Source organism: Kitasatospora sp. NPDC057904 (genome assembly GCF_042887925.1).
Lineage (GTDB): Bacteria > Actinomycetota > Actinomycetes > Streptomycetales > Streptomycetaceae > Kitasatospora.
Window position 1 is genome coordinate 516,116 of the sequence record NZ_JBHVOL010000005.1, and the last position, 21,451, is coordinate 537,566.

Annotated in this window: 23 protein-coding genes; 13 read left to right on the top strand and 10 right to left on the bottom strand. The window is 73.9% G+C overall.

What is annotated here, in order from left to right; translation table 11 throughout:
• Positions 1-424: 424 nt before the first annotated feature.
• The gene (locus ACFVSN_RS16785) at positions 425-748 is read left to right on the top strand and encodes a WhiB family transcriptional regulator (RefSeq protein ID WP_030240986.1); all 324 of its coding nucleotides are present in this window, start codon (positions 425-427) and stop codon (positions 746-748) included.
• Between the two features lie 259 nt (positions 749-1,007).
• On the opposite strand, the gene ACFVSN_RS16790 is transcribed toward ACFVSN_RS16785, so the two are convergent.
• The gene (locus ACFVSN_RS16790) at positions 1,008-2,183 is read right to left on the bottom strand and encodes an ArsA family ATPase (RefSeq protein WP_387602603.1); all 1,176 of its coding nucleotides are present in this window, start codon (positions 2,181-2,183) and stop codon (positions 1,008-1,010) included.
• On the bottom strand, positions 2,180-3,325 hold the full coding sequence (locus tag ACFVSN_RS16795; protein ID WP_380508588.1) for an ArsA-related P-loop ATPase: 1,146 nt from the start codon (positions 3,323-3,325) through the stop codon (positions 2,180-2,182). Before ACFVSN_RS16795 ends, ACFVSN_RS16790 begins: the two co-directional genes overlap by 4 nt.
• A gap of 210 nt (positions 3,326-3,535) precedes the next feature.
• Between ACFVSN_RS16795 and ACFVSN_RS16800 the strand changes: the two genes are divergently transcribed.
• The 5 genes from ACFVSN_RS16800 to ACFVSN_RS16820 all read left to right on the top strand — a co-directional run bounded on the left by ACFVSN_RS16800 (position 3,536) and on the right by ACFVSN_RS16820 (position 6,199).
• Positions 3,536-3,694, top strand: coding sequence for a DUF4177 domain-containing protein (locus tag ACFVSN_RS16800; RefSeq protein ID WP_380444195.1), 159 nt, complete (start codon positions 3,536-3,538; stop codon positions 3,692-3,694).
• Positions 3,691-4,158, top strand: coding sequence for a RidA family protein (locus ACFVSN_RS16805; RefSeq protein ID WP_380444197.1), 468 nt, complete (start codon positions 3,691-3,693; stop codon positions 4,156-4,158). Before ACFVSN_RS16800 ends, ACFVSN_RS16805 begins: the two co-directional genes overlap by 4 nt.
• A gap of 72 nt (positions 4,159-4,230) precedes the next feature.
• The gene (locus ACFVSN_RS16810) at positions 4,231-5,094 is read left to right on the top strand and encodes an NUDIX hydrolase (RefSeq protein WP_380444199.1); all 864 of its coding nucleotides are present in this window, start codon (positions 4,231-4,233) and stop codon (positions 5,092-5,094) included.
• Between the two features lie 101 nt (positions 5,095-5,195).
• Positions 5,196-5,369: a hypothetical protein gene (locus ACFVSN_RS16815; RefSeq protein ID WP_380444201.1), complete on the top strand. Its 174-nt coding sequence runs from the start codon at positions 5,196-5,198 to the stop codon at positions 5,367-5,369.
• Positions 5,366-6,199, top strand: a complete 834-nt coding sequence (locus tag ACFVSN_RS16820) for an MBL fold metallo-hydrolase (RefSeq protein WP_380444203.1) — start codon at positions 5,366-5,368, stop codon at positions 6,197-6,199. Before ACFVSN_RS16815 ends, ACFVSN_RS16820 begins: the two co-directional genes overlap by 4 nt.
• Before the next feature lie 84 nt (positions 6,200-6,283).
• Here ACFVSN_RS16820 and ACFVSN_RS16825 read toward each other — a convergent pair whose 3' ends face one another.
• Positions 6,284-6,958 carry a Crp/Fnr family transcriptional regulator gene (locus tag ACFVSN_RS16825; protein ID WP_030240972.1) on the bottom strand — a complete coding sequence of 225 codons (675 nt, stop codon included), beginning with the start codon at positions 6,956-6,958 and terminating at the stop codon, positions 6,284-6,286.
• A gap of 264 nt (positions 6,959-7,222) precedes the next feature.
• Positions 7,223-8,521 (bottom strand): MFS transporter, encoded by a 1,299-nt coding sequence (locus ACFVSN_RS16830; RefSeq protein ID WP_387955582.1) that lies wholly within the window; start codon positions 8,519-8,521, stop codon positions 7,223-7,225.
• A gap of 106 nt (positions 8,522-8,627) precedes the next feature.
• Between ACFVSN_RS16830 and ACFVSN_RS16835 the strand changes: the two genes are divergently transcribed.
• Positions 8,628-9,209, top strand: a complete 582-nt coding sequence (locus ACFVSN_RS16835) for a CGNR zinc finger domain-containing protein (protein WP_387955583.1) — start codon at positions 8,628-8,630, stop codon at positions 9,207-9,209.
• A 116-nt stretch (positions 9,210-9,325) separates the two neighbouring features.
• Here ACFVSN_RS16835 and ACFVSN_RS16840 read toward each other — a convergent pair whose 3' ends face one another.
• Complete coding sequence (locus ACFVSN_RS16840; protein WP_387955585.1) at positions 9,326-9,940, bottom strand: RraA family protein; 615 nt, start codon at positions 9,938-9,940, stop codon at positions 9,326-9,328.
• Between the two features lie 182 nt (positions 9,941-10,122).
• Positions 10,123-10,938: an alpha/beta fold hydrolase gene (locus tag ACFVSN_RS16845; RefSeq protein WP_387955586.1), complete on the bottom strand. Its 816-nt coding sequence runs from the start codon at positions 10,936-10,938 to the stop codon at positions 10,123-10,125.
• A gap of 366 nt (positions 10,939-11,304) precedes the next feature.
• On the opposite strand from ACFVSN_RS16845, the gene ACFVSN_RS16850 reads away from it, so the two are divergent.
• From ACFVSN_RS16850 to ACFVSN_RS16870, 5 genes are all read left to right on the top strand, one after another.
• Positions 11,305-11,733, top strand: a complete 429-nt coding sequence (locus ACFVSN_RS16850) for a hypothetical protein (RefSeq protein WP_380444211.1) — start codon at positions 11,305-11,307, stop codon at positions 11,731-11,733.
• 89 nt (positions 11,734-11,822) lie between these two features.
• The gene (nth, locus tag ACFVSN_RS16855; RefSeq protein WP_380444213.1) at positions 11,823-12,692 is read left to right on the top strand and encodes an endonuclease III; all 870 of its coding nucleotides are present in this window, start codon (positions 11,823-11,825) and stop codon (positions 12,690-12,692) included.
• Positions 12,689-13,438 carry an NUDIX hydrolase gene (locus tag ACFVSN_RS16860; protein ID WP_380444215.1) on the top strand — a complete coding sequence of 250 codons (750 nt, stop codon included), beginning with the start codon at positions 12,689-12,691 and terminating at the stop codon, positions 13,436-13,438. Before nth ends, ACFVSN_RS16860 begins: the two co-directional genes overlap by 4 nt.
• Before the next feature lie 46 nt (positions 13,439-13,484).
• Positions 13,485-14,669, top strand: a complete 1,185-nt coding sequence (locus ACFVSN_RS16865) for a MarP family serine protease (RefSeq protein WP_380444217.1) — start codon at positions 13,485-13,487, stop codon at positions 14,667-14,669.
• Positions 14,670-14,920: 251 nt separating this feature from the next.
• Complete coding sequence (locus tag ACFVSN_RS16870) at positions 14,921-15,622, top strand: metal-dependent hydrolase (RefSeq protein WP_380444219.1); 702 nt, start codon at positions 14,921-14,923, stop codon at positions 15,620-15,622.
• A gap of 124 nt (positions 15,623-15,746) precedes the next feature.
• Here ACFVSN_RS16870 and ACFVSN_RS16875 read toward each other — a convergent pair whose 3' ends face one another.
• From ACFVSN_RS16875 to nhaA, 4 genes are all read right to left on the bottom strand, one after another.
• Positions 15,747-15,956: a hypothetical protein gene (locus ACFVSN_RS16875; RefSeq protein WP_329927312.1), complete on the bottom strand. Its 210-nt coding sequence runs from the start codon at positions 15,954-15,956 to the stop codon at positions 15,747-15,749.
• Positions 15,957-16,088: 132 nt separating this feature from the next.
• Positions 16,089-17,168 carry an alpha/beta fold hydrolase gene (locus ACFVSN_RS16880; RefSeq protein WP_387955587.1) on the bottom strand — a complete coding sequence of 360 codons (1,080 nt, stop codon included), beginning with the start codon at positions 17,166-17,168 and terminating at the stop codon, positions 16,089-16,091.
• Between the two features lie 76 nt (positions 17,169-17,244).
• Positions 17,245-17,721, bottom strand: coding sequence for a phage holin family protein (locus ACFVSN_RS16885; protein ID WP_380444223.1), 477 nt, complete (start codon positions 17,719-17,721; stop codon positions 17,245-17,247).
• A 344-nt stretch (positions 17,722-18,065) separates the two neighbouring features.
• Entirely contained in the window at positions 18,066-19,550 is a 1,485-nt protein-coding gene (gene nhaA / locus ACFVSN_RS16890) for a Na+/H+ antiporter NhaA (RefSeq protein ID WP_387955589.1), read from the bottom strand.
• Positions 19,551-19,933: 383 nt separating this feature from the next.
• Between nhaA and ACFVSN_RS16895 the strand changes: the two genes are divergently transcribed.
• A complete protein-coding gene (locus ACFVSN_RS16895) occupies positions 19,934-21,145 on the top strand; it encodes a serine hydrolase domain-containing protein (RefSeq protein WP_387955590.1) in 1,212 nt (403 codons plus the stop codon).
• Positions 21,146-21,451 lie beyond the last annotated feature (306 nt).

The window sequence follows — 21,451 nt, forward strand, 5'->3', positions numbered from 1 at the left end:
GGAGAACCCTACGTCGCCGAATCCCCTCCATAGGGGCAGGTGTTCGCCTAGGCTTGTCACAAGCTTGCGACAGCTTCGGTGCGTCAGCATGACTCACTCGTGTGAGTGGGAAGACTTGCCCGAATTGCCGCTTTCCTGGCGGATTTCGAGGCCGCTGCGGGCTGCTGCACCCGGGTGAACGGTAGCGCTCCGTGATGACGCGCGCGGCCAGAGTTGCCGTGTCGCGCTTGGCAAGGCTTGCGACCTGCGATCACTCCAACGAGTGAGCTGACCGATACCCATAGTCCAATCGGGTCATTCGAGATTGAGCCCGAAGGGGCTGTTGCAAGCTGTCGTTCTTCCGTAACGTCCTCAACTGGCAACGGTGAATATGCCGTTGCCGCCGTGGGGGAGCCTCGAAACATCGGGAGAGGACGGCGCCGGCATGGGCTGGGTTGACGACTGGAGTGCGCAGGCCGCCTGCCGCACGAGTGATCCGGACGAACTGTTCGTCCAGGGGGCGGCGCAGAACCGCGCGAAGGCGGTGTGCAGCGGGTGCCCCGTCCGTACGGAGTGCCTCGCGGACGCGCTGGACAACCGCGTGGAGTTCGGGGTCTGGGGCGGGATGACGGAGCGCGAGCGCCGGGCGCTGCTGCGCCGCCGTCCGACGGTGATCTCCTGGCGCAGGCTGCTGGAGACGGCCCGGACGGAGTACGAGGAGTCCCTGGCCACCGGGGTGATACTGACGGACTACGCCCAGGCGGGCTGACCCGGCACGCGATCACTCGCCGGGCCGCCCCACCGGCCCGGGCCGACACCAGGTGCGACACGCCGCACCCGTGCGACGCCCCACGGCTCCGCACCGTTCGCGGAGCAACGCGACACAACGCAAGGCAACGCCGGACAAGGCAACGCCACACAGCGCGAGGCAACACCGGACAACGCCACGCAAGGCAACGCGCGCCCGCTCGACGCTGACGCCCCGCTCGACGCCGCGCCGCTCAGGACCGCCGGCCCCGCCGCGCTCCCTACGCCCCGCCGCTCAGCCTGTCCCCGATGGCCCGCAGCCCGTCCAGGTCGTGCACGTCGCCCGGCAGCGCGGGGACCTCCACGATCGGCACGTCCGGGTACACCGACACGAAGCGGTCCCTGGTCCGGCGCTCCCTCGCCATGATCTGCATCCGTTCGGCGTGCAGCCGCAGCAGTCCGGCCGCGAGCAGTTCCGCCTCGGGCGACGCGTGCTCCGAACCGTTCTCCTCCAGCGCCTCGGCGGCCGCGAGCGCCCGTTCCGCCGTGAGCTGCGGGGCCCCGGAACCGTGCACCCGGTTGAGCACCAGTCCGGCCAGCGGCATCCGGTCCGCGGCCAGCCGGTCGACGAAGTAGGCGGCCTCGCGCAGCGCGTCCCGCTCCGGCGCGGCGACCACCAGGAAGGCCGTGCCCGGCGCCTTGAGCAGCTGGTACGTGCGGTCGGCCCGCTCGCGGAAGCCGCCGAACATCGAGTCCATCGCGCTGACGAAGGTCTGCACGTCGGTGAGGAGCTGGGCGCCGAAGATCTTGCCCAGGGTGCCGGTGAGCAGGCCCATGCCGACGTTGAGGAACTTCATCGCGCTGCGGCCGCCGACCTTGGCCGGGGCGGTCAGGATCCGGATCACCCTGCCGTCGAGGAAGGACCCGAGCCGGTTGGGCGCGTCCAGGAAGTCCAGCGCCGAGCGGGAGGGCGGGGTGTCGACGACGATCAGGTCCCACTCCTCGGCCGCGCGCAGCTGGCCGAGCTTCTCCATGGCCATGTACTCCTGCGTGCCCGCGAAGCCGGCCGACAGGGACTGGTAGAACGGGTTCTCCATGATCGCCTTGGCCCGTTCGGGTTCGGCGTGGGCGAGCACGACCTCGTCGAAGGTCCGCTTCATGTCGAGCATCATGGCCTGGAGCTCCCCCTCGCCGCCCACCCCCTTGACCACGCGAGGGGTGTTGTCGAGCTCGGTCAGGCCCATGGACTGGGCGAGGCGGCGGGCCGGATCGATCGTCAGGACGACGACCTTGCGCCCGCGTTCGGCGGCGCGCAGCCCGATCGCCGCGGCGGTGGTGGTCTTGCCGACCCCGCCGGAGCCGCAGCAGACGATGATCCTCGTCTTCGGGTCGTCGATCAGCCCGTCCACCGCGAGCAGGCTGCCCGTGCCGCGCACACCGTTCGTCGTCGTGCTCACGCCGCCCCCTGCCGCTTGAGTTCGCCCGCCAGCCGGTACAGCCCGCCGAGGTCCACGCCCTCGCCGAGCAGCGGGAGTTCGTAGGTGGGGAGCTTCAGGTGCTGGAGGTCGGCGCGCTGCGCGCGCTCCAGCTCGACCCGTTCGGCGTGCTCGCGGGCCTGCTCCAGGAGCGGGTCGAGCAGCGGGTCGACGGCGGCCCGGACGGTCTCCGGCTTGCGCGAGCGCCCGCCGAGCCCGGCCTCGCCGAGGGCCAGGGCGACCTCCTCCCGGTGGTCCCCGTCCGCCGCGGCGACCGCGGCCGCGTCCAGCAGCGGAGGCCGGACCATGTTGATCATCACGCCGCCGATCGGGAGCCCCGACTCGCGCAGCTCGGCGAAGCCGTCGACCGTTTCCTGCACCGGCATCTCCTCCAGCAGGGTGACCAGGTGCACCGCGGTCTCCGGCGACTTCAGCACCCGCATCACGGCCTGCGCCTGGGTGTGTATCGGCCCGATCCTGGCCAGGCCGGCCACCTCGGAGTTGACGTTCAGGAAGCGGGTGATGCGGCCGGTCGGCGGGGCGTCCATCACGATCGCGTCGTAGCTGCGGCGGCCGTCCGGGCCCTTGCGGCGGGAGGCCTCGCAGGCCTTGCCGGTGAGCAGGACGTCCCGGACGCCGGGTGCGATGGTGGTCGCGAAGTCGACGAAGCCGACCTTCTGCAGGGCCTTGCCGGCCCGGCCGAGCTTGTAGAACATCTCCAGGTACTCGAGCAGGGCCTGCTCGGTGTCGATGGCCAGCGCGAAGACCTCGCCGCTGCCGCCCGGGGCACCGCTGCCGCCCCGGCCGCCGGATCCGCCCGGGCCACCGGACCCGCCCGGCGGGTCCGTGTCGTCCGCGACGGCCGGCAGGCCGAGCTGCCGCCGGGAGACCGAGGCGATCCGGCGCTCCTCGTACGGCAGCGCGGCGATCCCGAACAGTTCGGCGATGCCCTGCCGGCCCTCCACCTCGACCAGCAGCACCCGGCCGCCCTCGGCGGCCAGGGCCAGCGCCAGCGCGGCGGCCAGGGTGGTCTTCCCGGTGCCGCCCTTGCCGCTGACCACGTGCAGCCGGACGCCCTCCCAGTCGGGGTCGCGCCGGGCCGCCTGGCCGGGGGTGCGTGCCACGCTCCGTCTCCGTCCGTCTCCGAGGGCCGTGGGCCGCTCCGTCGGCCGGCCCGCTCTCCGGTTGCCCTCTCGCGAGAGTAACCAGGGAGCGGGCCGGATGCCCGGAGCACCGGGGGGACCGGGCCTGAATCATGCCCGGTTTGTGGGCCACCTCACACGCCGGTCCGTCAGCGGGGCCGATCGCCGCGGCCGCTCGTCTAGAGTCTGGCCATGACCAAGTGGGAATACATGACGGCGCCGCTGCTGGTGCACGCCACCAAGCAGATCCTGGACAACTTCGGCTCGGACGGCTGGGAGCTGGTCCAGGTCGTGCAGGGTCCCAACCCGGAGACCCTGGTGGCCTACTTCAAGCGGGAGAAGAACGCATGAGCAAGGTCGAGTCGAAGCTCGCCGAGCTGGGTCTGAGCCTGCCGCCGGTGGCCGCCCCGGTCGCCGCGTACGTCCCGGCCCTGCGCGCGGGCGAGTTCGTGTTCACCTCCGGCCAGCTGCCGGTCGTCGACGGCAAGCTGCCGACCACCGGCAAGGTCGGCGCCGAGGTGTCCCCGGAGGAGGCCAAGGAGCTCGCGCAGACCTGCGCGCTGAACGCCCTGGCCGCCATCAAGTCGGTGATCGGTGACCTCGACCTGATCGAGCGCGTCGTCAAGGTCGTCGGCTTCGTCGCCTCCGCCCCCGACTTCACCGGCCAGCCTGCCGTGATCAACGGCGCCAGCGAGCTGCTCGGCAAGGTGCTCGGCGAGGCCGGCGTGCACGCCCGCAGCGCGGTCGGCGTCGCGGTGCTGCCGCTGGACGCCCCGGTCGAGGTCGAGCTCCAGGTGCGGGTCAAGAGCGCCTGACCGCTCCGGTCGTGATCACGAAGGCGGGGTCGGGCCTGTCCAACCCCGCCTTCGTGCGCTTAGCATCCGGGCATGGACCATCGAGCCACGACGCTCCCGATGCCGCCCGGCTGGCCTGCCCGGATCCGGGCGGTCGACTCCGGCGCGGCGACCCCGCCGGCGGCGAAGCCCGCCGCGACGGTGGTGCTGCTGCGCGACGCTGCCACCGGGCCCGAGGCCTACCTGCTGCGCCGCCGCACCTCGATGGCCTTCGCTGCCGGCATGTACGCCTACCCGGGTGGCGGGGTGGACCCGCGGGACGCCGAGGCCGAGCTCGCCTGGGCCGGGCCCGGCCCCGAGGAGTGGGCGCGGCGCCTCGGCGTGGACGCCCGGACGGCGCAGGCGGTGGTCTGCGCGGCCGTCCGCGAGACCTTCGAGGAGGCCGGCGTGCTGCTGGCCGGCCCGGACGCGCGGAGCATCGCCGAGCCGCGCGACTGGAGCGCCGAGCGGGCCGCGCTGGAGGCCCACGAGCTGTCCTTCGCCGACTTCCTCCGCGCGCACGGCCTGGTGCTGCGCAGCGACCTGCTGGGCGGCTGGGCCCGCTGGATCACCCCGGAGTTCGAGGAGCGCCGGTACGACACCTGGTTCTTCGTCGCCGCCCTGCCGTCCGGCCAGCGGGCCGCGCTGGAGGTCGGCGAGGCGGACCGGGTGGCCTGGATGGCGCCCGCCGAGGCGGTCCGCGGCTACGACGAGGGCCGGTTCGGCATGCTGCCGCCGACCGTCACGGTGCTGCGCGAGCTGTCGTCGGTGCGGAGCGCCGCCGAGGCGCTGGCCGCGGCCGGGCAGCGCGCACTTGACCCGGTGCTGGGCCGGGCCGAGGTCCGCGGCGACCGCATGACCGTTCGATGGCCTGGGTATGACGAGCTGACCATCGACGGCGACTTCCCCGAAGCCTGAGCCCGGCCCGCGAGCCCTTCGCGGACCCTTCGCAGGCCCCCTCCGCAGACCCGAGCACCACCGCAGGGACTCCACCACCGCAGAGAGAGGACCGACGCCCGATGACCCACAACGACGTGGCTCGCCGGACGGCACCCGAGATGCCCGCCCGCCGCCTGACCCCGCGCACCGCCGCCTGCGACCAGCCGGTCCCGTTCATCGAGGTGGCCCAGCGGGCCCTCGTCCGGGCGCTGCCGCTGCGCGCCCTGCACCGCGACGGCGAGGGCGGCCGGTGAGCGGACTCCTCCCGGGTGACCCCGCCGCCGAGGTCGGCGGCGAGGCCACCCCGCGGGCGCTCTGCGTGCTGGCGCCGAACCCGTCGCCGATGACGCTGGACGGCACCAACACCTGGCTGCTCTCCGAGCCCGGCTCGGACCTCGCGGCGGTGATCGACCCGGGCCCGCTGCACGAGGGCCACCTGCGCCGGGTGATCGACCTCGCGGAACAGCAGGGCAAGCGCGTGGCGCTCACCCTGCTCACCCACGGCCACGCCGACCACTCCGAGGGCGCGGCCCGCTTCGCCGAGCTCACCGGCAGCAAGGTCCTGGCGCTGGACCCGGCGCACCGGCTCGGCTCCGAGGGCCTGGTCGGCGGGCAGCGCCTGGACGTGGGCGGCCTGGACCTGCGGGTGGTCGGCACCCCCGGGCACACCTCGGACTCGCTGACCTTCCACCTGCCCGCCGACGGCGCGATCCTCACCGGCGACACCGTCCTCGGCCGCGGTACCACGATGGTCGCCCACCCGGACGGCCGCCTGGGCGACTACCTGGACTCGCTGCGCCGCCTGCACACGATGGCCTCCGAGCACGGTGTGCGGACCGTCCTGCCCGGTCACGGGCCGGTGCTCGCGGACGCCCTGGGCGCCGTCGACTACTACCTCGCCCACCGGGCCACCCGGCTCGCCCAGGTGGAGACGGCGGTCGAGGCGGGCTGCCGGACCGCGGCCGAGGTGGTGGCCCGGGTGTACGCGGACGTGGACCGCGCGCTGTGGCCCGCCGCCGAGCTGTCGGTGCGGGCGCAGATGGAGTACCTGGAGGAGCACGGGCTGATCCCGTACCTCGACTGACCGGCGGGAACGCCGAAGGGCCCGGCCTCCTCGACGGAGGGCGGGCCCTTCGGCACGCCGGGGCGCCCCGGGAAGCCGGGCGGGTCAGCGCGAGCGGCGCGACAGCCGCTCGACGTCCATCAGGACGACGGCACGGGCCTCCAGCTTCAGCCAGCCGCGGCCGGCGAAGTCGGCGAGCGCCTTGTTGACCGTCTCGCGGGAGGCGCCGACCAGCTGGGCGAGCTCCTCCTGGGTGAGGTCGTGGGCGACGTGGATGCCCTCCTCGGACTGCACGCCGAAGCGGCGGGAGAGGTCGAGCAGGGCCTTCGCGACGCGACCGGGCACGTCGGAGAAGACCAGGTCGGACATCACGTCGTTGGTCCGGCGCAGGCGGCGGGCGATGGCCCGCAGCAGCGCGATGGACACCTCGGGGCGGGCGTGCAGCCAGGGCTGGAGGTCGCCGTGGCCGAGGCCGAGCAGCTTGACCTCGGTCAGTGCGCTGGCGGTGGCGGTGCGCGGTCCCGGGTCGAACAGCGACAGCTCGCCGATCATCTCGCTGGGGCCGAGGACGGCGAGCATGTTCTCGCGTCCGTCCGGCGAGGCGCGGTGGAGCTTGACCTTGCCCTCGGCGACGACGTACAGCCGGTCGCCCGGGTCGCCCTCGTGGAACAGCGACTCACCACGGGCGAGGGTGACCTCGGTCATGGAAGCGCGCAGCTCGCCGGCCTGTTCGTCGTCGAGTGCCGCGAAGAGTGCGGCGCGCCGCAGAACGTCGTCCACGTGCTTCCTCCTTCTCGGCCGGTCGGCGGGTGGGCCGTCCGGCGCAAGTTCCGTTCTGTGCTCTGCATCACCAAGCATGGCGCATGTCGCTCCGATCATATGAGGAGGGGGTGCACCGAGGTGTCCTTCGCGGGGCCATTCGTACGGTTCGGTCCCCGTGTCCGTGCGGTGGGCGCCGGTCGGCGCGGCGACGCGCCGAACCGGGGTCGCCCAGCCCCTCCCCCGAGCGGGCCCGACGACCCCGGTGGTCCGGGTGGGCGCCGGTCAGGCGGCCGGCGGCGGCAGGGCGCGCAGCCGGCTGACCGGCGACAGGGCCAGCGGGACGAGCATCAGCGCCGAGCCGACGGCGATCGCGACGAGGCCCCGGCGCAGCCCGAGGGCCCCGCCGATGACGCCGCCGAGCAGTCCGCCCAGCGAGCCGCCGCCGAACAGCAGGGTGCGGAAGGCCGCGTTCATCCGGCCCATCAGCGGCTGCGGGGTCAGGGTCTGGCGCAGGCTGACCATCACCACGCCAGCCACGGCGAGGCCCAGGTAGCCGATGAAGAACGAGCCGACGAACAGGGCCGTGCGCACCGGCTTCGGGCCGTCCGCGAACGCGACCAGCAGCGGGCTCGCGAAGATCGCCGCCATCGACACCGCGTAGACGGGTCCGAGCCGGAACCGCCTGACGACCCGCCCGGAGACGGCCGCGCCGACCAGTCCGCCGACCGAGGAGGCGGAGAACACGACGCCGATCCAGGTGGGCGTCAGTCCCTGGTCGCGCACCGCGTACAGGACGAACACCGTCCATACCGAGACCATCGAGAAGTTGCAGAACGGACCGAGCAGCGCCAGCGGTCGCAGGACGCGGTCGCCGAACACCCAGCGCAGGCCCTCGGCCAGCTCCCGCCCGAGGTGGCGGCCCGCCGCGGGCGGCTCGGGGCGCGGTTCGGGCGTGCGGATCCACAGCAGCGTGAGCAGCGAGACCAGGTAGGAGAAGGCGTCCGCGACCAGTGCGACCGGCGCGGTCAGGGCGCCGATCAGCAGTCCGGCCAGGCCGGGCCCGGCCACGTCCGCGGTGGAGGCGGTGACGCCGAGCTTCTGGTTGGCCTCGACGTAGTGCTCCGGGTCCTTCACCAGGGTCGGGACGAAGGACATCCAGCCGACGTCGAACAGGACGGAGAAGACGCCGATCGCGCAGGCGAGCGCCAGCAGCACCGGCAGCGTCAGGCGGTGGGTCGCGGCCAGCAGCGGGACCAGTCCGACGAGCACCATCCGGGCGCCGTTGGCCAGCAGCATGGCGCGCCTGCGCGGCATCCGGTCGACCAGGACGCCGAAGACCAGCGCGAGGCCGAGGTAGGGCACCAGTTGCAGGAAGCGCAGCAGGCCGACCTGCTCGGGCGTGGCGTCGAAGGCGATGACGGCGGTGAGCGGCAGGGCGAGCGTGGTGACCTGGCTGCCGAGGAGCGAGAGGGTCTCGCCGGACCAGAACTTGAGGAAGTCCCGGTTGTGCCGCAGCCGGGCGGTCGGCGGCCGTTCGGCCGGACGGGTCTGCGGGCCGGGTCCGATCGCGGTGGCGGTCATCCGGTGGTACTCCCCCCGAGTCGATTCTTATGGTTGATGGCTGATCAACCGTGAGAATCATGGCAGTCGGACTTGATGGTTGCAAGGGGTGGATACCATTAGGTCCATGGCTTCCGACACCGCTCAGGAACACCCGGCCCCGTCCTCCCGGGGCCTGCCGCTCGCCGTCGCGTTCGCGAACACGCTGGTCGCCGTCCGCGGGAAGGTCCGGGACACCGTCGGGACGCCGGAGGAACTCGCCGGCTGGCTCGGGTCCGAGGCCGACGCCCCCGGGCTGTCCGTCGACGAGGCGGACCTGGCCGCGTTCCGGGCGCTGCGCGACGCGGTCCGCGCCGTCCTGCACGCGCACGCCGAGGGGGAGCCGGTGCCCGCCGCCGAGGTCGGGCGGATCAACGAGGCGTCCGCCGCCGCCCCGCGCTGGCCCGTCCTGACGGCCGCCGGAACCGGGATCGCCGTCGTCCAGCGGACCGGCCGCGACGGGTTCCCCGCCGCCCTCGCGGCGCTCGCCCACGGCACCGCCGACCTGCTGGGCGGTCCGCTCGCCGCCGAGCTGCGGGCCTGTCACGGGCCGGGCTGCGTCCAGTTCTTCGTCAAGGACCACCCGCGCCGCGAGTGGTGCGGGCCCGCCTGCGGCAACCGCGCCCGTGCCGCCCGCCACTACCACCGGCAGCGCGAGCAGCCGGTCTGACCTCCGGGGAAACCCGACGCCCCAAGGAAACCAGGCCTTCGGGGAACCCGGCCCCGGGGAAAAGCAGTACGCCCCGGAGGACGGTTCCTCGGGGCGCACGGGGTGCCGGGGGAGTGTCAGGCGGTGAAGCCGACCTCGCCCAGGGCCTTCTCGATCTTGGCGCGGTGGGCCGCCTCCCACTCGTCCAGCGTCTCGGCGGCCTCCTTGGCCAGCTTCGCCCGGGCCGCCGCCAGCGTCTCCTCGCGCCGGGCGGCCGGCACCACCACGACGCCCTCCTCGTCCGCCACGACGACGTCGCCGGCCGCCACCAGCACGCCGCCGCACCAGACCTCGCCGCCGTGCGAGCCGAGTGCCCGCTTCGCCCCCGGGATCGGGATCACCCCGCGGGCGAACACCGGGAAGCCCGCCTCGCGCACCTCGCCGAGGTCGCGGATCAGGCCGTCGGCCACGAACGCGGCCACGCCCCGGCGCTGCGCGACCGCGCAGACGTTGCCGCCGGCGAGGGCGTGGTCGAGGTCGCCCGACTCGACGACGATGACGTCGCCGGGCGCGGCCCGGTAGATCGCCGCGTGCAGCATCAGGTTGTCGCCGGGCGGGCACTGCACGGTGAACGCCGGTCCGGCCACCCGGGGCATGCCGGCCCACAGCGGGCGGACGCCGATGTCCATCACCTGGGCGCGGCCGAGCAGGTCGGCCAGGGTGGTGGTGGGAATGTCCGCGAACTGGTCCATCTGTGCCCCCGTCGTTCTCGACTGTTCGGTCGGTGCTCTCGGCGCATTATCGGACAGGCCGTGGCGGTGGCTCCGGGTGGCGGGGTATCCGGGCGGCAGGTGTCGGGGCGGCAGGTGTGCGGGTGGTCGGCCCGTCAGACGGTCGCCTCGTCAGACGGTCGGCTCGTCAGTCGGTCGGCTCGTCAGTCGGTCGGGCGGGCGAAGAACTCGGCCAGCACCGGCGCCAGGACGTCGGCGGCCACCTCGTGCGTCTGGTCCGCCAGCGTCCGGTACTCGGCGCCCGGCACGGCGGCCGCGACCTCGCGGGCCGGCGCGCGCAGCAGTTCCGGGCTGGCCCCGCCGTCCAGCACGAGCGCCGGGACGGCCACCCCGGCGAGGACCTCGGCCGGAACCGACCCGCCCGCCGCCGTGCCCACCGCGGCGGCGTCGTACGCCAGCGTCGGTGCGACCGCCTCGAAGGCCGGCCACATCGGCGCGCCGCGCATCTGGTCCACCATCTCGGCCGGCATGCCGACGAAGGCCATGAACCGGGCGGCGGCGTCGCCGCGGCGCCCGTCCGCGAGCGCCTCGGTCAGGTCGGTCACGTACGCGTCGAACCGCTCGCGCTGCCCGTCCCCGGTGCTGAACGGCGGCTCGTAGACGGCGATCCGGCTGATCGCGACCCCGCGCGCGGCGGCCCGCAGCGCGAGCGCCCCGCCGGAGGAGACGCCGATCACGTGGGCCGTGCCGCCGGTGGCCGCGATGACGGCCGCGAGGTCCTCGATCTCGCGCTCGACGGCGAACGGCGCGGTGTCCGCGCTGCCGCCGCGCCCGCGCCGGTCATAGGTGTAGACGGTGTGGTGCGCGGCCAGTTGCTCGGCGACCGCGGCACCGGGCCCGAACGCCCGGTGGCAGAGGGCGCCGTCGACGAAGACGACGGCCGGGCCGGAGCCGGTGACGGTGTAGGCGATCTCGGTGCCGTCGGTGGAGGCAACGGTGCGGGAGGCGGTGGCGTTCACGGTGGGTCCCTTCGGGGCGTCGCTCGGGGTGAGTCGCTTTCGTAGGGGTAGACCGGGCGCGGGCGCGGAACTCATCGCTCTCCGGCGGATATTCCTTCGGGTCTTTTTTCGACGGTTCCACCGGATGCCGACGGTGCCGCGGCCGGACGCGCCCGAGCTCTGTCCACAGCCTGTGGACGGAGCTCGGACCGGTTGGTCCGTGTGCACCAGGAGGGTCGGCCGTCCCCTTGGTGACAGCGATCGACAGCTCGCCGCCGCCCGGCCCTTCACCGTGCCGATCATGCTTCTGACCATGACAGATGTCATTCCGGACCAGTGCCGCTCGACACTGACGGGCCCTCAGCGTCCCTCCGTAGTGTTCAGGCCATGGAGATCACGAAGAACGCCCCGACCGCCGCCCGCCGCACCGAGTGGAGCCTCGCCCTGCTGGGCGGCCTCAAGCACGGCGGCGAGTTCACGGCCCGCGAGCGCACCGTGCACGTCGCCGCGGTCGGCGGGGCCAAGCTCGACCACACCGACGCCGAACTCCCGGCCGGCCCGACCCACCTGGTCAAGGCGGCCGTGGTCGGCGGCGCGGAGCTGGCCTACCCCGAGGGCGCCTCGGCCGAGGTGGACGCCTTCTCGGTCCTCGGCGGCGTCGACCTGACCGTCCCGGTGGGCACCACGGTCGAGGTCCGCGGGTTCTCGCTGCTCGGCGGCCGCAGCCAGGGCGTGGTGGGCGAGCCCGGCGGCGCGGTCGTCAAGGTGCGCTCCTACTCGCTGGTCGGCGGCGTCAAGGTTCGCCAGGGCAGCTGACCCCCGCCCCGCTCGCCCCGCCCGGCCCGGTGCGGCCGGTGACGGCCAATGCGGCGCACGGGTTCGGCCGTCCGGCGTAGCCTTCGTCCATGGCAGAGAGCAAGGTCCGGAAGGCGGCGGCACCGAAGGCGAAGCCCGCGGTGAGGCCGAGGAAGCCCGAGTCCCGGCTGGCGATGGTGCGGCGGGCGCGCAGGATCAACCGGGAGCTCGCGGAGCTGTACCCGTACGCGCACCCGGAGCTGGACTTCGAGAACCCGTTCCAGCTGCTGGTGGCCACCGTGCTGTCGGCGCAGACGACGGACCTGCGGGTGAACCAGACGACGCCCGCGCTGTTCGCCCGCTACCCCGCCCCGGAGGACATGGCGGCGGCGAACCCGGAGGAGCTGGAGGAGATCATCCGCCCGACCGGGTTCTTCCGGAACAAGGCGAAGTCGCTGATCGGCCTGTCGGTCGCGCTGCGCGACGACTTCGGCGGCGAGGTCCCGGGCCGCCTGGAGGACCTGGTGACCCTGCCCGGCGTCGGCCGCAAGACCGCCAACGTCGTCCTCGGCAACGCCTTCGGCGTCCCGGGGATCACCGTCGACACCCACTTCGGCCGCCTGGCGAGGCGGTTCGGCTGGACCACCGAGGATGACCCGGTGAAGGTCGAGCTGGCCGTCGGCGAGATCTTCCCCAAGTCCGAGTGGACGATGCTCTCGCACCGCGTGGTCTTCCACGGCCGCCGGATCTGCCACTCCCAGAAGCCCGCCTGCGGGGCCTGCCCGATCGCGCCGCTCTGCCCGTCGTACGGCGAGGGCGAGACGGACCCGGAGAAGGCCGCGAAGCTCCTCAAGTACGAGATGGGCGGCCGACCCGGCCAGCGGCTGAAGCCCCCGGGGGACTTCCCCGGCGAGGCCGCCGCGCGCGCCGACGCCGCCTCCCACCAGGGGCACGTCGCGGACCTGGCGGTGGGCGAGTGAGCGCGCCCGGGCCCGCGGTGCGGGAGATCGAGCGGGACGGCCTGCCGCGGTGGCTGGAGCCCGTCCGGGACGCGGCCGAGCGCGTGCTGCCCGAGCAGCTGAGCCGCTTCCTGCCGCCGGTGGAGGACGCCCGCACGGCCGCGGTGCTGATGCTCTTCGGGGACGGCGGGCAGGGCCCCGACCTGCTGCTGATCGAGCGGGCCCGCTCGCTGCGCTCGCACGCCGGGCAGCCGTCCTTCCCGGGCGGCGCGCTCGACCCGGAGGACGGCGATCCGGACGGTCCCGGACCGATCGCGGCGGCGCTGCGGGAGGCCTGGGAGGAGACCGGCCTGGACCCGGCCGGCGTGCAGGTGTTCGCCGCGCTGCCCGCCCTCTACATCCCGGTGAGCCGCTTCGTGGTGACCCCGGTCCTCGGCTGGTGGCGCGAGGAGTCGCCGGTGCGCCCGGTGGACGCGGGGGAGACCGGCGCCGTGTTCCGGGTGACGATCGCCGAGCTCGCGGACCCGGCGAACCGGGTCCGGCTGCGGCACCCGTCCGGGCACCTGGGCCCGGCGTTCGCGGTGGCCGGCCGGCTGGTCTGGGGCTTCACGGCCGGGGTGATCGACCGGGTGCTGCACCACAGCGGCCTGGAGCGGCCCTGGGACCCGTCCCGGATCGTCGACCTCTCGGACGACGCGCTGGCCCTGGTCCAGGGCGACACCGAAAGCTCGCGCGCGCTGCTGGGCCGCGAGGCCGGGACCTCGTGAGGGGCCGTCCGCACGGCCGTGCCGCCGGCCGTGGGAGGGTGTCCGGGTGAACGTCCTGGATGTGCTGCTGATCCTCGCCGCCGTCGGTTTCGCCGTGTCGGGCTACCGGCAGGGCTTCGTGGTGGGCGTGCTGTCCGTCGTCGGCTTCCTCGGCGGCGGCCTGGTCGCGGTGCAGCTGCTGCCGCTGCTGCTCGACCACCTGAGCCCCGGCACGACGGCCTCGGTGGTGGCCGTCGTCGTCGTGATCGTGTTCGCCGCGATAGGCCAGGCGGTCACCACGCACTTCGGCTGGAAGCTGCGCGGCCACATCGACCGGCGTCCGGCGCGGGTGCTGGACGCGGCCGGCGGGGCCGTCGTCAACGTGATCTCGATGCTGCTGGTGGCCTGGCTGATCGGTTCCGCGCTCGCCGGAACGTCCCTGCCGACGGTCTCCAAGCAGGTCCGCTCCTCGGCGATCCTCGGCGGCGTCCAGGACGCGCTGCCCGGTGACGCGCCGAACTGGTTCTCTGACTTCTCCAAGGTGCTCGCCCGCAACGGCTTCCCCCAGGTCTTCAACCCCTTCGAGCACGAGCCGATCACCCAGGTCGACACACCCGACCCCGCGCTGGCCGCCAGCCCGGCGGTCGCGAAGGCCAGGCAGAGCCTGGTCAAGGTGGTCGGCACCGCCACCTCCTGCGGCAAGACCCTGGAGGGCAGCGGCTTCGTCTTCGCGCCGCACCGGGTGATGACCAACGCCCACGTGGTCGGCGGCGTCGACGAGCCGACCGTGCAGATCGGCGGCGTCGGACAGCTCTACGACGCGACGGTGGTCCGCTACGACTGGCAGCGCGACATCGCGGTCCTCGACGTGCCCAAGCTCAACGCGCCCCCGCTGACCTTCGCGGGGGAGGCCAGGACCAACGACAGCGCGATCGTGGCCGGCTTCCCCGAGAACGGCGCCTTCAACGTCCAGCCCGCCCGCATCCGCGGCCGCATCCAGGCCAACGGCCCGGACATCTACCACCGCGGCCAGGTCGTGCGCGACGTCTACTCCGTCCGCTCGCTGGTCCGCCAGGGCAACAGCGGTGGACCGCTGCTCACCCCGGACGGGCAGGTGTACGGCGTGGTGTTCGCCAAGTCGCTGGACAGCGCGGACACCGGGTACGTGCTCACGGCGGCCGAGGTGAAGGATGACGCCGAGAAGGGCGGCTCCGCCTCGGGGCGGGTGGACACCCAGGGCTGCGCGCTCTGACCCGGCCCGGGCCGGCCCGCCGCCGTGGGCCGCCCGGTCGCCGTCGGCGGGCCCGTCGTCGTGGGCCCGTCGTCGTGGGTGGGCTCGCCGCGGTCGGTCGGCCCGTTGGCCCCCGGTCGGCGCGCCGGTGCGGCGGGGTCGGATATCCGTCGGACCGTCAGTCCGCCCTGGTAGCCTCGGCCGCGCTCACCCGTTCGGCTCAATCCGGCGCCGGTGCCGGAGTGAGGTCGACGGGAGGTCGTGGTAGTCCGATGATGGGTCACTCGCACGCGGTCAGCGGGGCGATGCTGTACGCGGCCTCGGCGCCGTTCCTGCCCCCGCTGCTGCTGCACACCACGCTCCAGCCGGCGGACATACTGATGGGCACGGTGCTGTGCGCGGGCGCGGCCCTGCTGCCCGACCTCGACCACCACGACGGCTCGATCGCCAACTTCCTCGGCCCGCTCTCCAAAGCGCTCTGCCGCTTCGTGGCCTGGGCCTCCGGCGGTCACCGGCACGCCACCCACTCGCTGCTGTTCGTCGCGCTGATGGGCGGCGGCACCTGGGCGGGCGTCACCTTCCTGGGCCGCAACTTCACCCTCGCGGTGACGTTCTTCCTGCTGGCGCTCGCGATCCGGGCGCTGCGGCTCTGCCCGCCCGGCGACGGCCCGGAGGCGTGGATCACCGTCGTCGGCCTGGCCGCGCTCGGCACCTTCGGGATGAACACCTGGATGCCGAACGCCCCCGGCTGGCTGCCGTACGCGGTCGGCCTGGGCACGCTGGCGCACCTGCTGGGCGACTGCCTGACGAAGAAGGGCGCGCCGCTGCTCTGGCCGCACAAGGAGCGCTACGAGATCGTGCTGATCAAGCGCAGCGGCAACAACGTCGAGACCAAGGTGCTGGTGCCGATCATGGCGGGTGCGACCTTCGTCCTGCTCTGGTTCACGGCGCTGTCGCCGACGATCGTGAACTGACGCGTGAACTGACGCGTGAACGGACGCCTGAACGGACGCGTGGGACCGGTGCGACGACCGTGAGCAGGCTCGTACTGCCCGGGTGAACCGGGCGGCACGTCGTTGACGACCGCGGCGCGGGACCTCAGGTCTCGCGCCGCAGCCGTGCGCCCACCCAGCGGGCGCGCCGGCCGAGAATGTGCGGGATGCCGAGCTGTCGCTGCGCCGCTCGCTGACGGCGGTCCGTGCCGTCGTAGCCGAGGTCGTCCGCCCAGTCGGTGCGGGGGGCGGACCGGTGCGGGCTGTTCTGGCGTCGGCCGCGCGATGCGCCGCCGCGATCGGGCATCCAGGTCATACCGGAATGGATGCCCCTGGGCCGGTCGGGGTAACCGTCCGGACGCCATCGAAAGTGGCCTATGCGTTTGTCATATGAGCGCAACATCAAGGGAGTTGAGGTGGGCGGGGGTGACGGTCCTGCCCGGAGTGCTCACTCCTTGTGCAGACCGACCCAGTCCAGCAGCTCGGCCGTGAACTCCGCCGGCGCCTCCTCGTGCGGGAAGTGCCCGACGCCCGGCATCAGCCGCCACCGGTACGGCGCCGCCACGTACTCGCCGCCGCCGAGCGCGGTGTGCGACAGCAGCACCGGGTCCGCCGCCCCCTGGACGTGCAGCGTGGGCGCGGCGATCGGCTTCTTCATCCGGCGGGCGAACTGGATGCCGTCCGGACGGGCCATCGACCGCAGCAGCCAGCGGTACGGCTCGATCGAGCAGTGCGCGGTGCTGGGGATCCGGATCGCCTGCCGGTACGCGTGCACCGCGCCCTCGTCCAGCTTGTCCGGCCCGGTCCACTCGTCCAGGTAGCGGGCGACCAGCGCGGCGTCGTCCGCAACCAGGCGGCGCTCCGGTATCCACGGCCGCTGGAAGCCCAGCACGTGCTCGAAGGCGGCGATCTGCTTGCGGTCGGTGAGCAGTGCCCGGCGCAGGTCCCGCGGGTGCGCGGCGGACACCACGGTGAGGCTCTGGATCACCGACGGGCGCATCACCGCCGCCACCCAGGCCAGCGTGCCGCCGGAGGCGTGCCCGACCAGGTGGGCCCGGCGCTCGCCGAGCGAACGGATCACCCCGGTGATGTCCAGGGCGAGGTTGCCCGGGTCGTACCCGCGGGGGGTGCGGTCGCTGCCGCCGATGCCGCGCAGGTCGAGCGCGACCGCCCGGTAGCCGGCCTCGGCGAGCGCGGTCAGCTGGTGGCGCCAGGCCCACCAGTACTCCGGCCAGCCGTGCACCAGCAGCACCAGCGGGCCCTCGCCCAGCTCGGCGATGTGGAACCGGGCGCCGTTGGCGGCGAGGTCGCGGTGCGTCCACGGGCCGTCCTGCCGGATGCTCCAGGCCTCGGCCGCGGAGCTGCCGGGCGCCTCGGCCCCGGCGTCGCCCGGGGCCTTTCCGGCGCTCTCGCCGACGCCGTCCGCAGCCTTCGCGGCGGCCTTCGCGGCGGCCTCCCGGCCGGGCTCCCGGACGGGGCCGGAGTCGGCGGGCGGCTGCGCGGGCACGGGCTTCTGGTCAAGCGGCATACCGAGAGCGTGTCACATCCGTGCGCCGGACACGCGCCCGGCACTCGCAGTCGGTGCGCCCGGCGGGGCCCCGTCCTTACGGGATGCGGCCCAGCGCCCGGTCGATCTCCTCCTTGGTGGCCGGCCGCGGCCGGGCGTTCTTCAGCACGTCGGCGGTCTTCTGCGCACCCTCGATGGTGCGGACCGGCTTCTCGATCTTCTTGAAGGAACGCCAGGCCAGCATGCCGAGCAGCACCGCGAGCAGCAGGTAGGCGCCGGCCACGATCAGGAACGACCAGCCGAGCGACAGGCCCAGCGCGTGGATGCCGAAGGCCGCCGCGGCGCTCAGCATCGGGACGGCGGCCAGCGCCACCACGCCGGCGACCGTCAGCGACACGCCGCCGGAGACGCCGCGCTTGACGTCCGCCCGCAGCTCGGCCTTGGCGAGCGCGATCTCGTCGTGGACCAGCGCGGACAGGTCGGCGGTGGCCGCCGCGAACAGCTGCCCCACCGAACGCTCGCCCTCGTAGGGCGCCCGGCCGTTGCTGGACGGGTCTGCGGCTCCTGCGGGCATCAGCGGTTCTCCTCTGCGGCTGTGCGGCGTGACGCCGCCGCGCGGTGCGGTCCCGGGGGCCGGAGGGGGCCCGGGGGGCGTCAGTGGACTGTCGACAGCTCAGAATCATGCCCCTACCGGCCAGTCGCACACCACTCCGGGGCCCCGCCGGGGGGACGTGTCCCGGCGCCCGAGGCCCCGGGGGGCCCGTGGCGGGCCCCTGTGGCGCCGCAGGGGCCCTGTGGGTGTCGGGGGGCGCCGGACGGGCGCCGGAGCGGGCCACGGGGCCCTGAGCGACCCTCAGCAGCCGTCCGGCGCTCCGGGGTGGTGCCGGTGGTCGGGATGGGTGGAACCGGCGGCCGGCTTCAGCGGGCCGCGCCCGGACCGGCGGCCGGACCGGCGCTCGGCCGGTCGTTGCCGGGGTGCGGTCGGTCGTGGCCGGGGCCCGGTCGGTCGCCGCCGGGGTGGGGCCGGTCGTTGCCGGGGTGCGGTTGCTCGCTGCCGGGGCGCGGCGCGAGCTCGGCCACCCGGGCCTGCCAGGCCGGGTCGTCCGGCTGGTAGACGTCCGGGACGCCGTCGCCGTCCGTGTCCCGGTCCTCCTCCTCGCACAGCGCGCGGTAGTGCCGGTTGCGGAGCTTGAGCAGCACGGTGGCGACTACCGCGCACAGCAGCGAGCCCACCAGGACGGCCGTCTTCGAACGGTCGGCGAGCGCCAGGTCCCCGGGGAAGGCCAGCTCGCTGATCAGCAGCGAGACGGTGAAGCCGATCCCCGCGAGCACCGCGACCGCGAACATGTCGGCCCACTTGAGCTGCGGGTTCAGCTCCGCCCGGGTGAACCGGGCGACGAGCCAGGTGCCCCCGAAGATGCCCACCGTCTTGCCGACCAGCAGCCCGAGGACGATGCCGAGCGGCGTGGCCTGGGTGAACACCTCGCGCAGCGCCGGGCCGGAGATCGTCACCCCGGCGGCGAACAGCGCGAACACCGGGACGGCCAGCCCGGCCGACAGCGGCCGGACCAGGTGCTCGATGTGCTCGCCGGGGGAGTGCTCCTCGTCGCCCTCGCGGTGGCAGCGCAGCATCAGGCCCATGGCGACGCCCGCGACCGTGGCGTGCACGCCGCTCTCGTGCATCAGCGCCCAGATGACGAAGGCCAGCGGCACGAACAGGTACCAGCCGTGCACCCCGCGCCGGTGCAGGAACCAGAACAGCGCCAGGCCGACGAAGGCCAGACCGAGCGCCCAGAACTTGATGCCGGAGCTGTAGAAGACCGCGATGATCAGGATCGCGATCAGGTCGTCCACGACGGCCAGGGTGAGCAGGAAGGCGCGCAGCGCCGAGGGCAGGTGGCTGCCGACCACGGCCAGGACGCCGAGGGCGAAGGCGATGTCGGTGGCGGTCGGGATCGCCCAGCCGCCCGGGTGCCCGCCGCTGCCCGAGTTGATCAGGGCGAACAGGGCCGCGGGCAGCGCGACACCGCAGACCGCGGCTATGACGGGCAGTACGGCGGCGCTCGGACTGCGCAGCTCGCCCGCGACGAACTCGCGCTTGAGCTCGATCCCGGCGACGAAGAAGAAGATCGTCAGCAGGCCGTCCTTGGCCCAGTCGCCGAGCGTCAGGTCCAGGTGCAGCGGGGCGGACGGGCCGACGGTGTGGTCGAGGACGCTCTCGTACGCGCCCGGCCAGACGTTGGCCCAGACCAGCGCGACCACGGCGGCGACCAGCAGCAGGATGCCGCCGACCGTCTCGGTGCGCAGTGCCTCGGTGATGTAGGCGCGCTCGGGCAGGGGCAGCCGGCCTGGGAACTGCCGGCGGCGGGTCGTCGGCTCGTGGACGGGCGGCTGTCGGGTCACGCTCGGACCTCCTGCGGGCTGGGAACGGCAAACGGATGCACACGTGGTGCAAAGTGCCGACCAGACTTCCCGGCGCGCCCTGTGACGCCCGGATTCCTGTTCGAGGACCTTGATGCGTCCTTAGCAGTCTAACGGGAACGTCCGAGTGACATCCGGATTGTCCTACCTAAGGACTTAAGCCCTGGTGCTGTGTTCTGCACCCTCGCGGAGCACCGGCGCCGCACCCGAATGGCCCCGGCCGCGTGCAGACGAGTGAACGCGTTCCTATCGTCGGATGCAGGCGCCGCCCGATCCGGGCCCAGGCGTCATCCCCCGTCAAACCCCTTGCGCCGCTTCGGAGGCACCCCATGCCCAGACCGCCCCTCTTACCCGGTGAGACCGTCGTGTCCGCCGCTCTGCCCGCCGGCCCCGCCGGCCTCTCGGGCTCATCCGACCCCTCCGGCCCTGGTGGCACCTCGGGCCCCTCGGGCCGCTCTGGCTCCGACGAGCCCGAGCTCCCCACCGACCTCGACCACCTGCTCCGCCCGCTGTTCCACGCGGCCGGTCCCGGCGGGGGAGTCGCCGTCGCGGTGATCCGCGGTGACGAACGGACGGTCGCCTGCCGGGGACGCTCCGACCGTTCCGGCCGGCGCCCGGTCCGGGCCGACACCCGGTTCGAACTCGGTTCCGTGACGAAGACGTTCACCGGACTGCTGCTCGCCGAGATGGCCGCCCGGGGCGAGGTCCGGTACGACGACCCGATCGACCGTTACCTGCCCGCCGACGCCGCCCCCGGCTATCCGCACGAGCGGCCGATCACCCTGCTCCACCTGGCCACCCACACCTCGGGCCTGCCCCGGCTGCCGGTCGGCCTGCTGCCCGCGATGGCACCCCGGTGGTTCACCAGCCCGTACGACACGTTCGGCCCGGCCCACCTGCTCAGGGCCCTGCCGCGGACCCCCGTTCGGGGCACCCCCGGCACGCACGTGCGCTACTCGAGCCTCGGCTGCGGACTGCTCGGACTGCTGCTGGCCAACGCGGCCGGACAGCGCTACGACGACCTCCTGGCCGCCCGGGTCTGCGGACCGCTCGGCCTGGTCGACACCTCCAGCGGCCCCGGCCGGGAGGAGGTCGCCGGGTACCGGCGCGGGCGCCGGGTGCCGTCCTTCCGGCTGCCGGCCCTGCCGGGCGCGGCCGCACTGCGCTCGACCGGCGACGACATGCTCCGCTACCTCCAGGCGCACCTGTCGCTGGACGCCGTTCCGCTCCCGGAACGGGCCGACGCGGCGGTGCTGCGGACGGCGCTCGGCGAGGTCCGCCGGCCGCGGGCGGGCCGGCGCCGGGGTGGTACCACCCGGATCTGCCTGGGCTGGAACCAGCGCTCGGTGCCCGCGGGGGCGGACCCGGACGAGGACGACGGCGAGGAACTCGTGTTCCACGCCGGCTCCACCCGGGGCTTCACCGCCTTCGCAGGCTTCAGCCCGCGTGCGCAGGTGGGGCTGGCGGTGATGGCCAGGGCACGGTCGCTGCGCAGCCGCGGCTTCGTCCAGAGCGCGTACGAGACCCTGCGGACCCTGACCGCGCAGCGGCGCGGCCCGGTGGCGGGAGTCCTGTGAGCTGTGACGGACCGTCCGTACGACGACGGGGCCCCGGGCGGTCATCACCGCCCGGGGCCCCGCCCGTTGCCTCACTCGGGTGTCAGCACTCCGAGATCAGCACTCCGATGTCAGTACCCGGGTGTCAGTACCCGGCTGTCAGCGTCCTCAGCCGTTGCCGCCGGCGGGCGGGAGCTGGGCCTGGATCTGGCTCATGACGGTGCTGTCGGCGAGGGTGGTGGTGTCGCCGACTTCGCGGCCTTCGGCGATGTCGCGCAGGAGGCGGCGCATGATCTTGCCGGAGCGGGTTTTGGGGAGTTCGCCGAC

Excerpts from the sequence above, each read along its gene's own strand:
- ACFVSN_RS16880 (WP_387955587.1), bottom strand. The coding sequence starts at position 17,168 with ATGCCGCTTGACCAGAAGCCCGTGCCCGCGCAGCCGCCCGCCGACTCC.
- ACFVSN_RS16805 (WP_380444197.1), top strand. The coding sequence starts at position 3,691 with ATGAGCAAGGTCGAGTCGAAGCTCGCCGAGCTGGGTCTGAGCCTGCCG.
- ACFVSN_RS16840 (WP_387955585.1), bottom strand. The coding sequence starts at position 9,940 with ATGGACCAGTTCGCGGACATTCCCACCACCACCCTGGCCGACCTGCTC.
- ACFVSN_RS16875 (WP_329927312.1), bottom strand. The coding sequence starts at position 15,956 with ATGACCTGGATGCCCGATCGCGGCGGCGCATCGCGCGGCCGACGCCAG.
- ACFVSN_RS16815 (WP_380444201.1), top strand. The coding sequence starts at position 5,196 with ATGACCCACAACGACGTGGCTCGCCGGACGGCACCCGAGATGCCCGCC.
- ACFVSN_RS16835 (WP_387955583.1), top strand. The coding sequence starts at position 8,628 with ATGGCTTCCGACACCGCTCAGGAACACCCGGCCCCGTCCTCCCGGGGC.
- nth (WP_380444213.1), top strand. The coding sequence starts at position 11,823 with ATGGCAGAGAGCAAGGTCCGGAAGGCGGCGGCACCGAAGGCGAAGCCC.
- ACFVSN_RS16885 (WP_380444223.1), bottom strand. The coding sequence starts at position 17,721 with ATGCCCGCAGGAGCCGCAGACCCGTCCAGCAACGGCCGGGCGCCCTAC.
- ACFVSN_RS16785 (WP_030240986.1), top strand. The coding sequence starts at position 425 with ATGGGCTGGGTTGACGACTGGAGTGCGCAGGCCGCCTGCCGCACGAGT.
- ACFVSN_RS16810 (WP_380444199.1), top strand. The coding sequence starts at position 4,231 with ATGGACCATCGAGCCACGACGCTCCCGATGCCGCCCGGCTGGCCTGCC.
- ACFVSN_RS16850 (WP_380444211.1), top strand. The coding sequence starts at position 11,305 with ATGGAGATCACGAAGAACGCCCCGACCGCCGCCCGCCGCACCGAGTGG.
- ACFVSN_RS16830 (WP_387955582.1), bottom strand. The coding sequence starts at position 8,521 with ATGACCGCCACCGCGATCGGACCCGGCCCGCAGACCCGTCCGGCCGAA.
- ACFVSN_RS16800 (WP_380444195.1), top strand. The coding sequence starts at position 3,536 with ATGACCAAGTGGGAATACATGACGGCGCCGCTGCTGGTGCACGCCACC.
- ACFVSN_RS16870 (WP_380444219.1), top strand. The coding sequence starts at position 14,921 with ATGATGGGTCACTCGCACGCGGTCAGCGGGGCGATGCTGTACGCGGCC.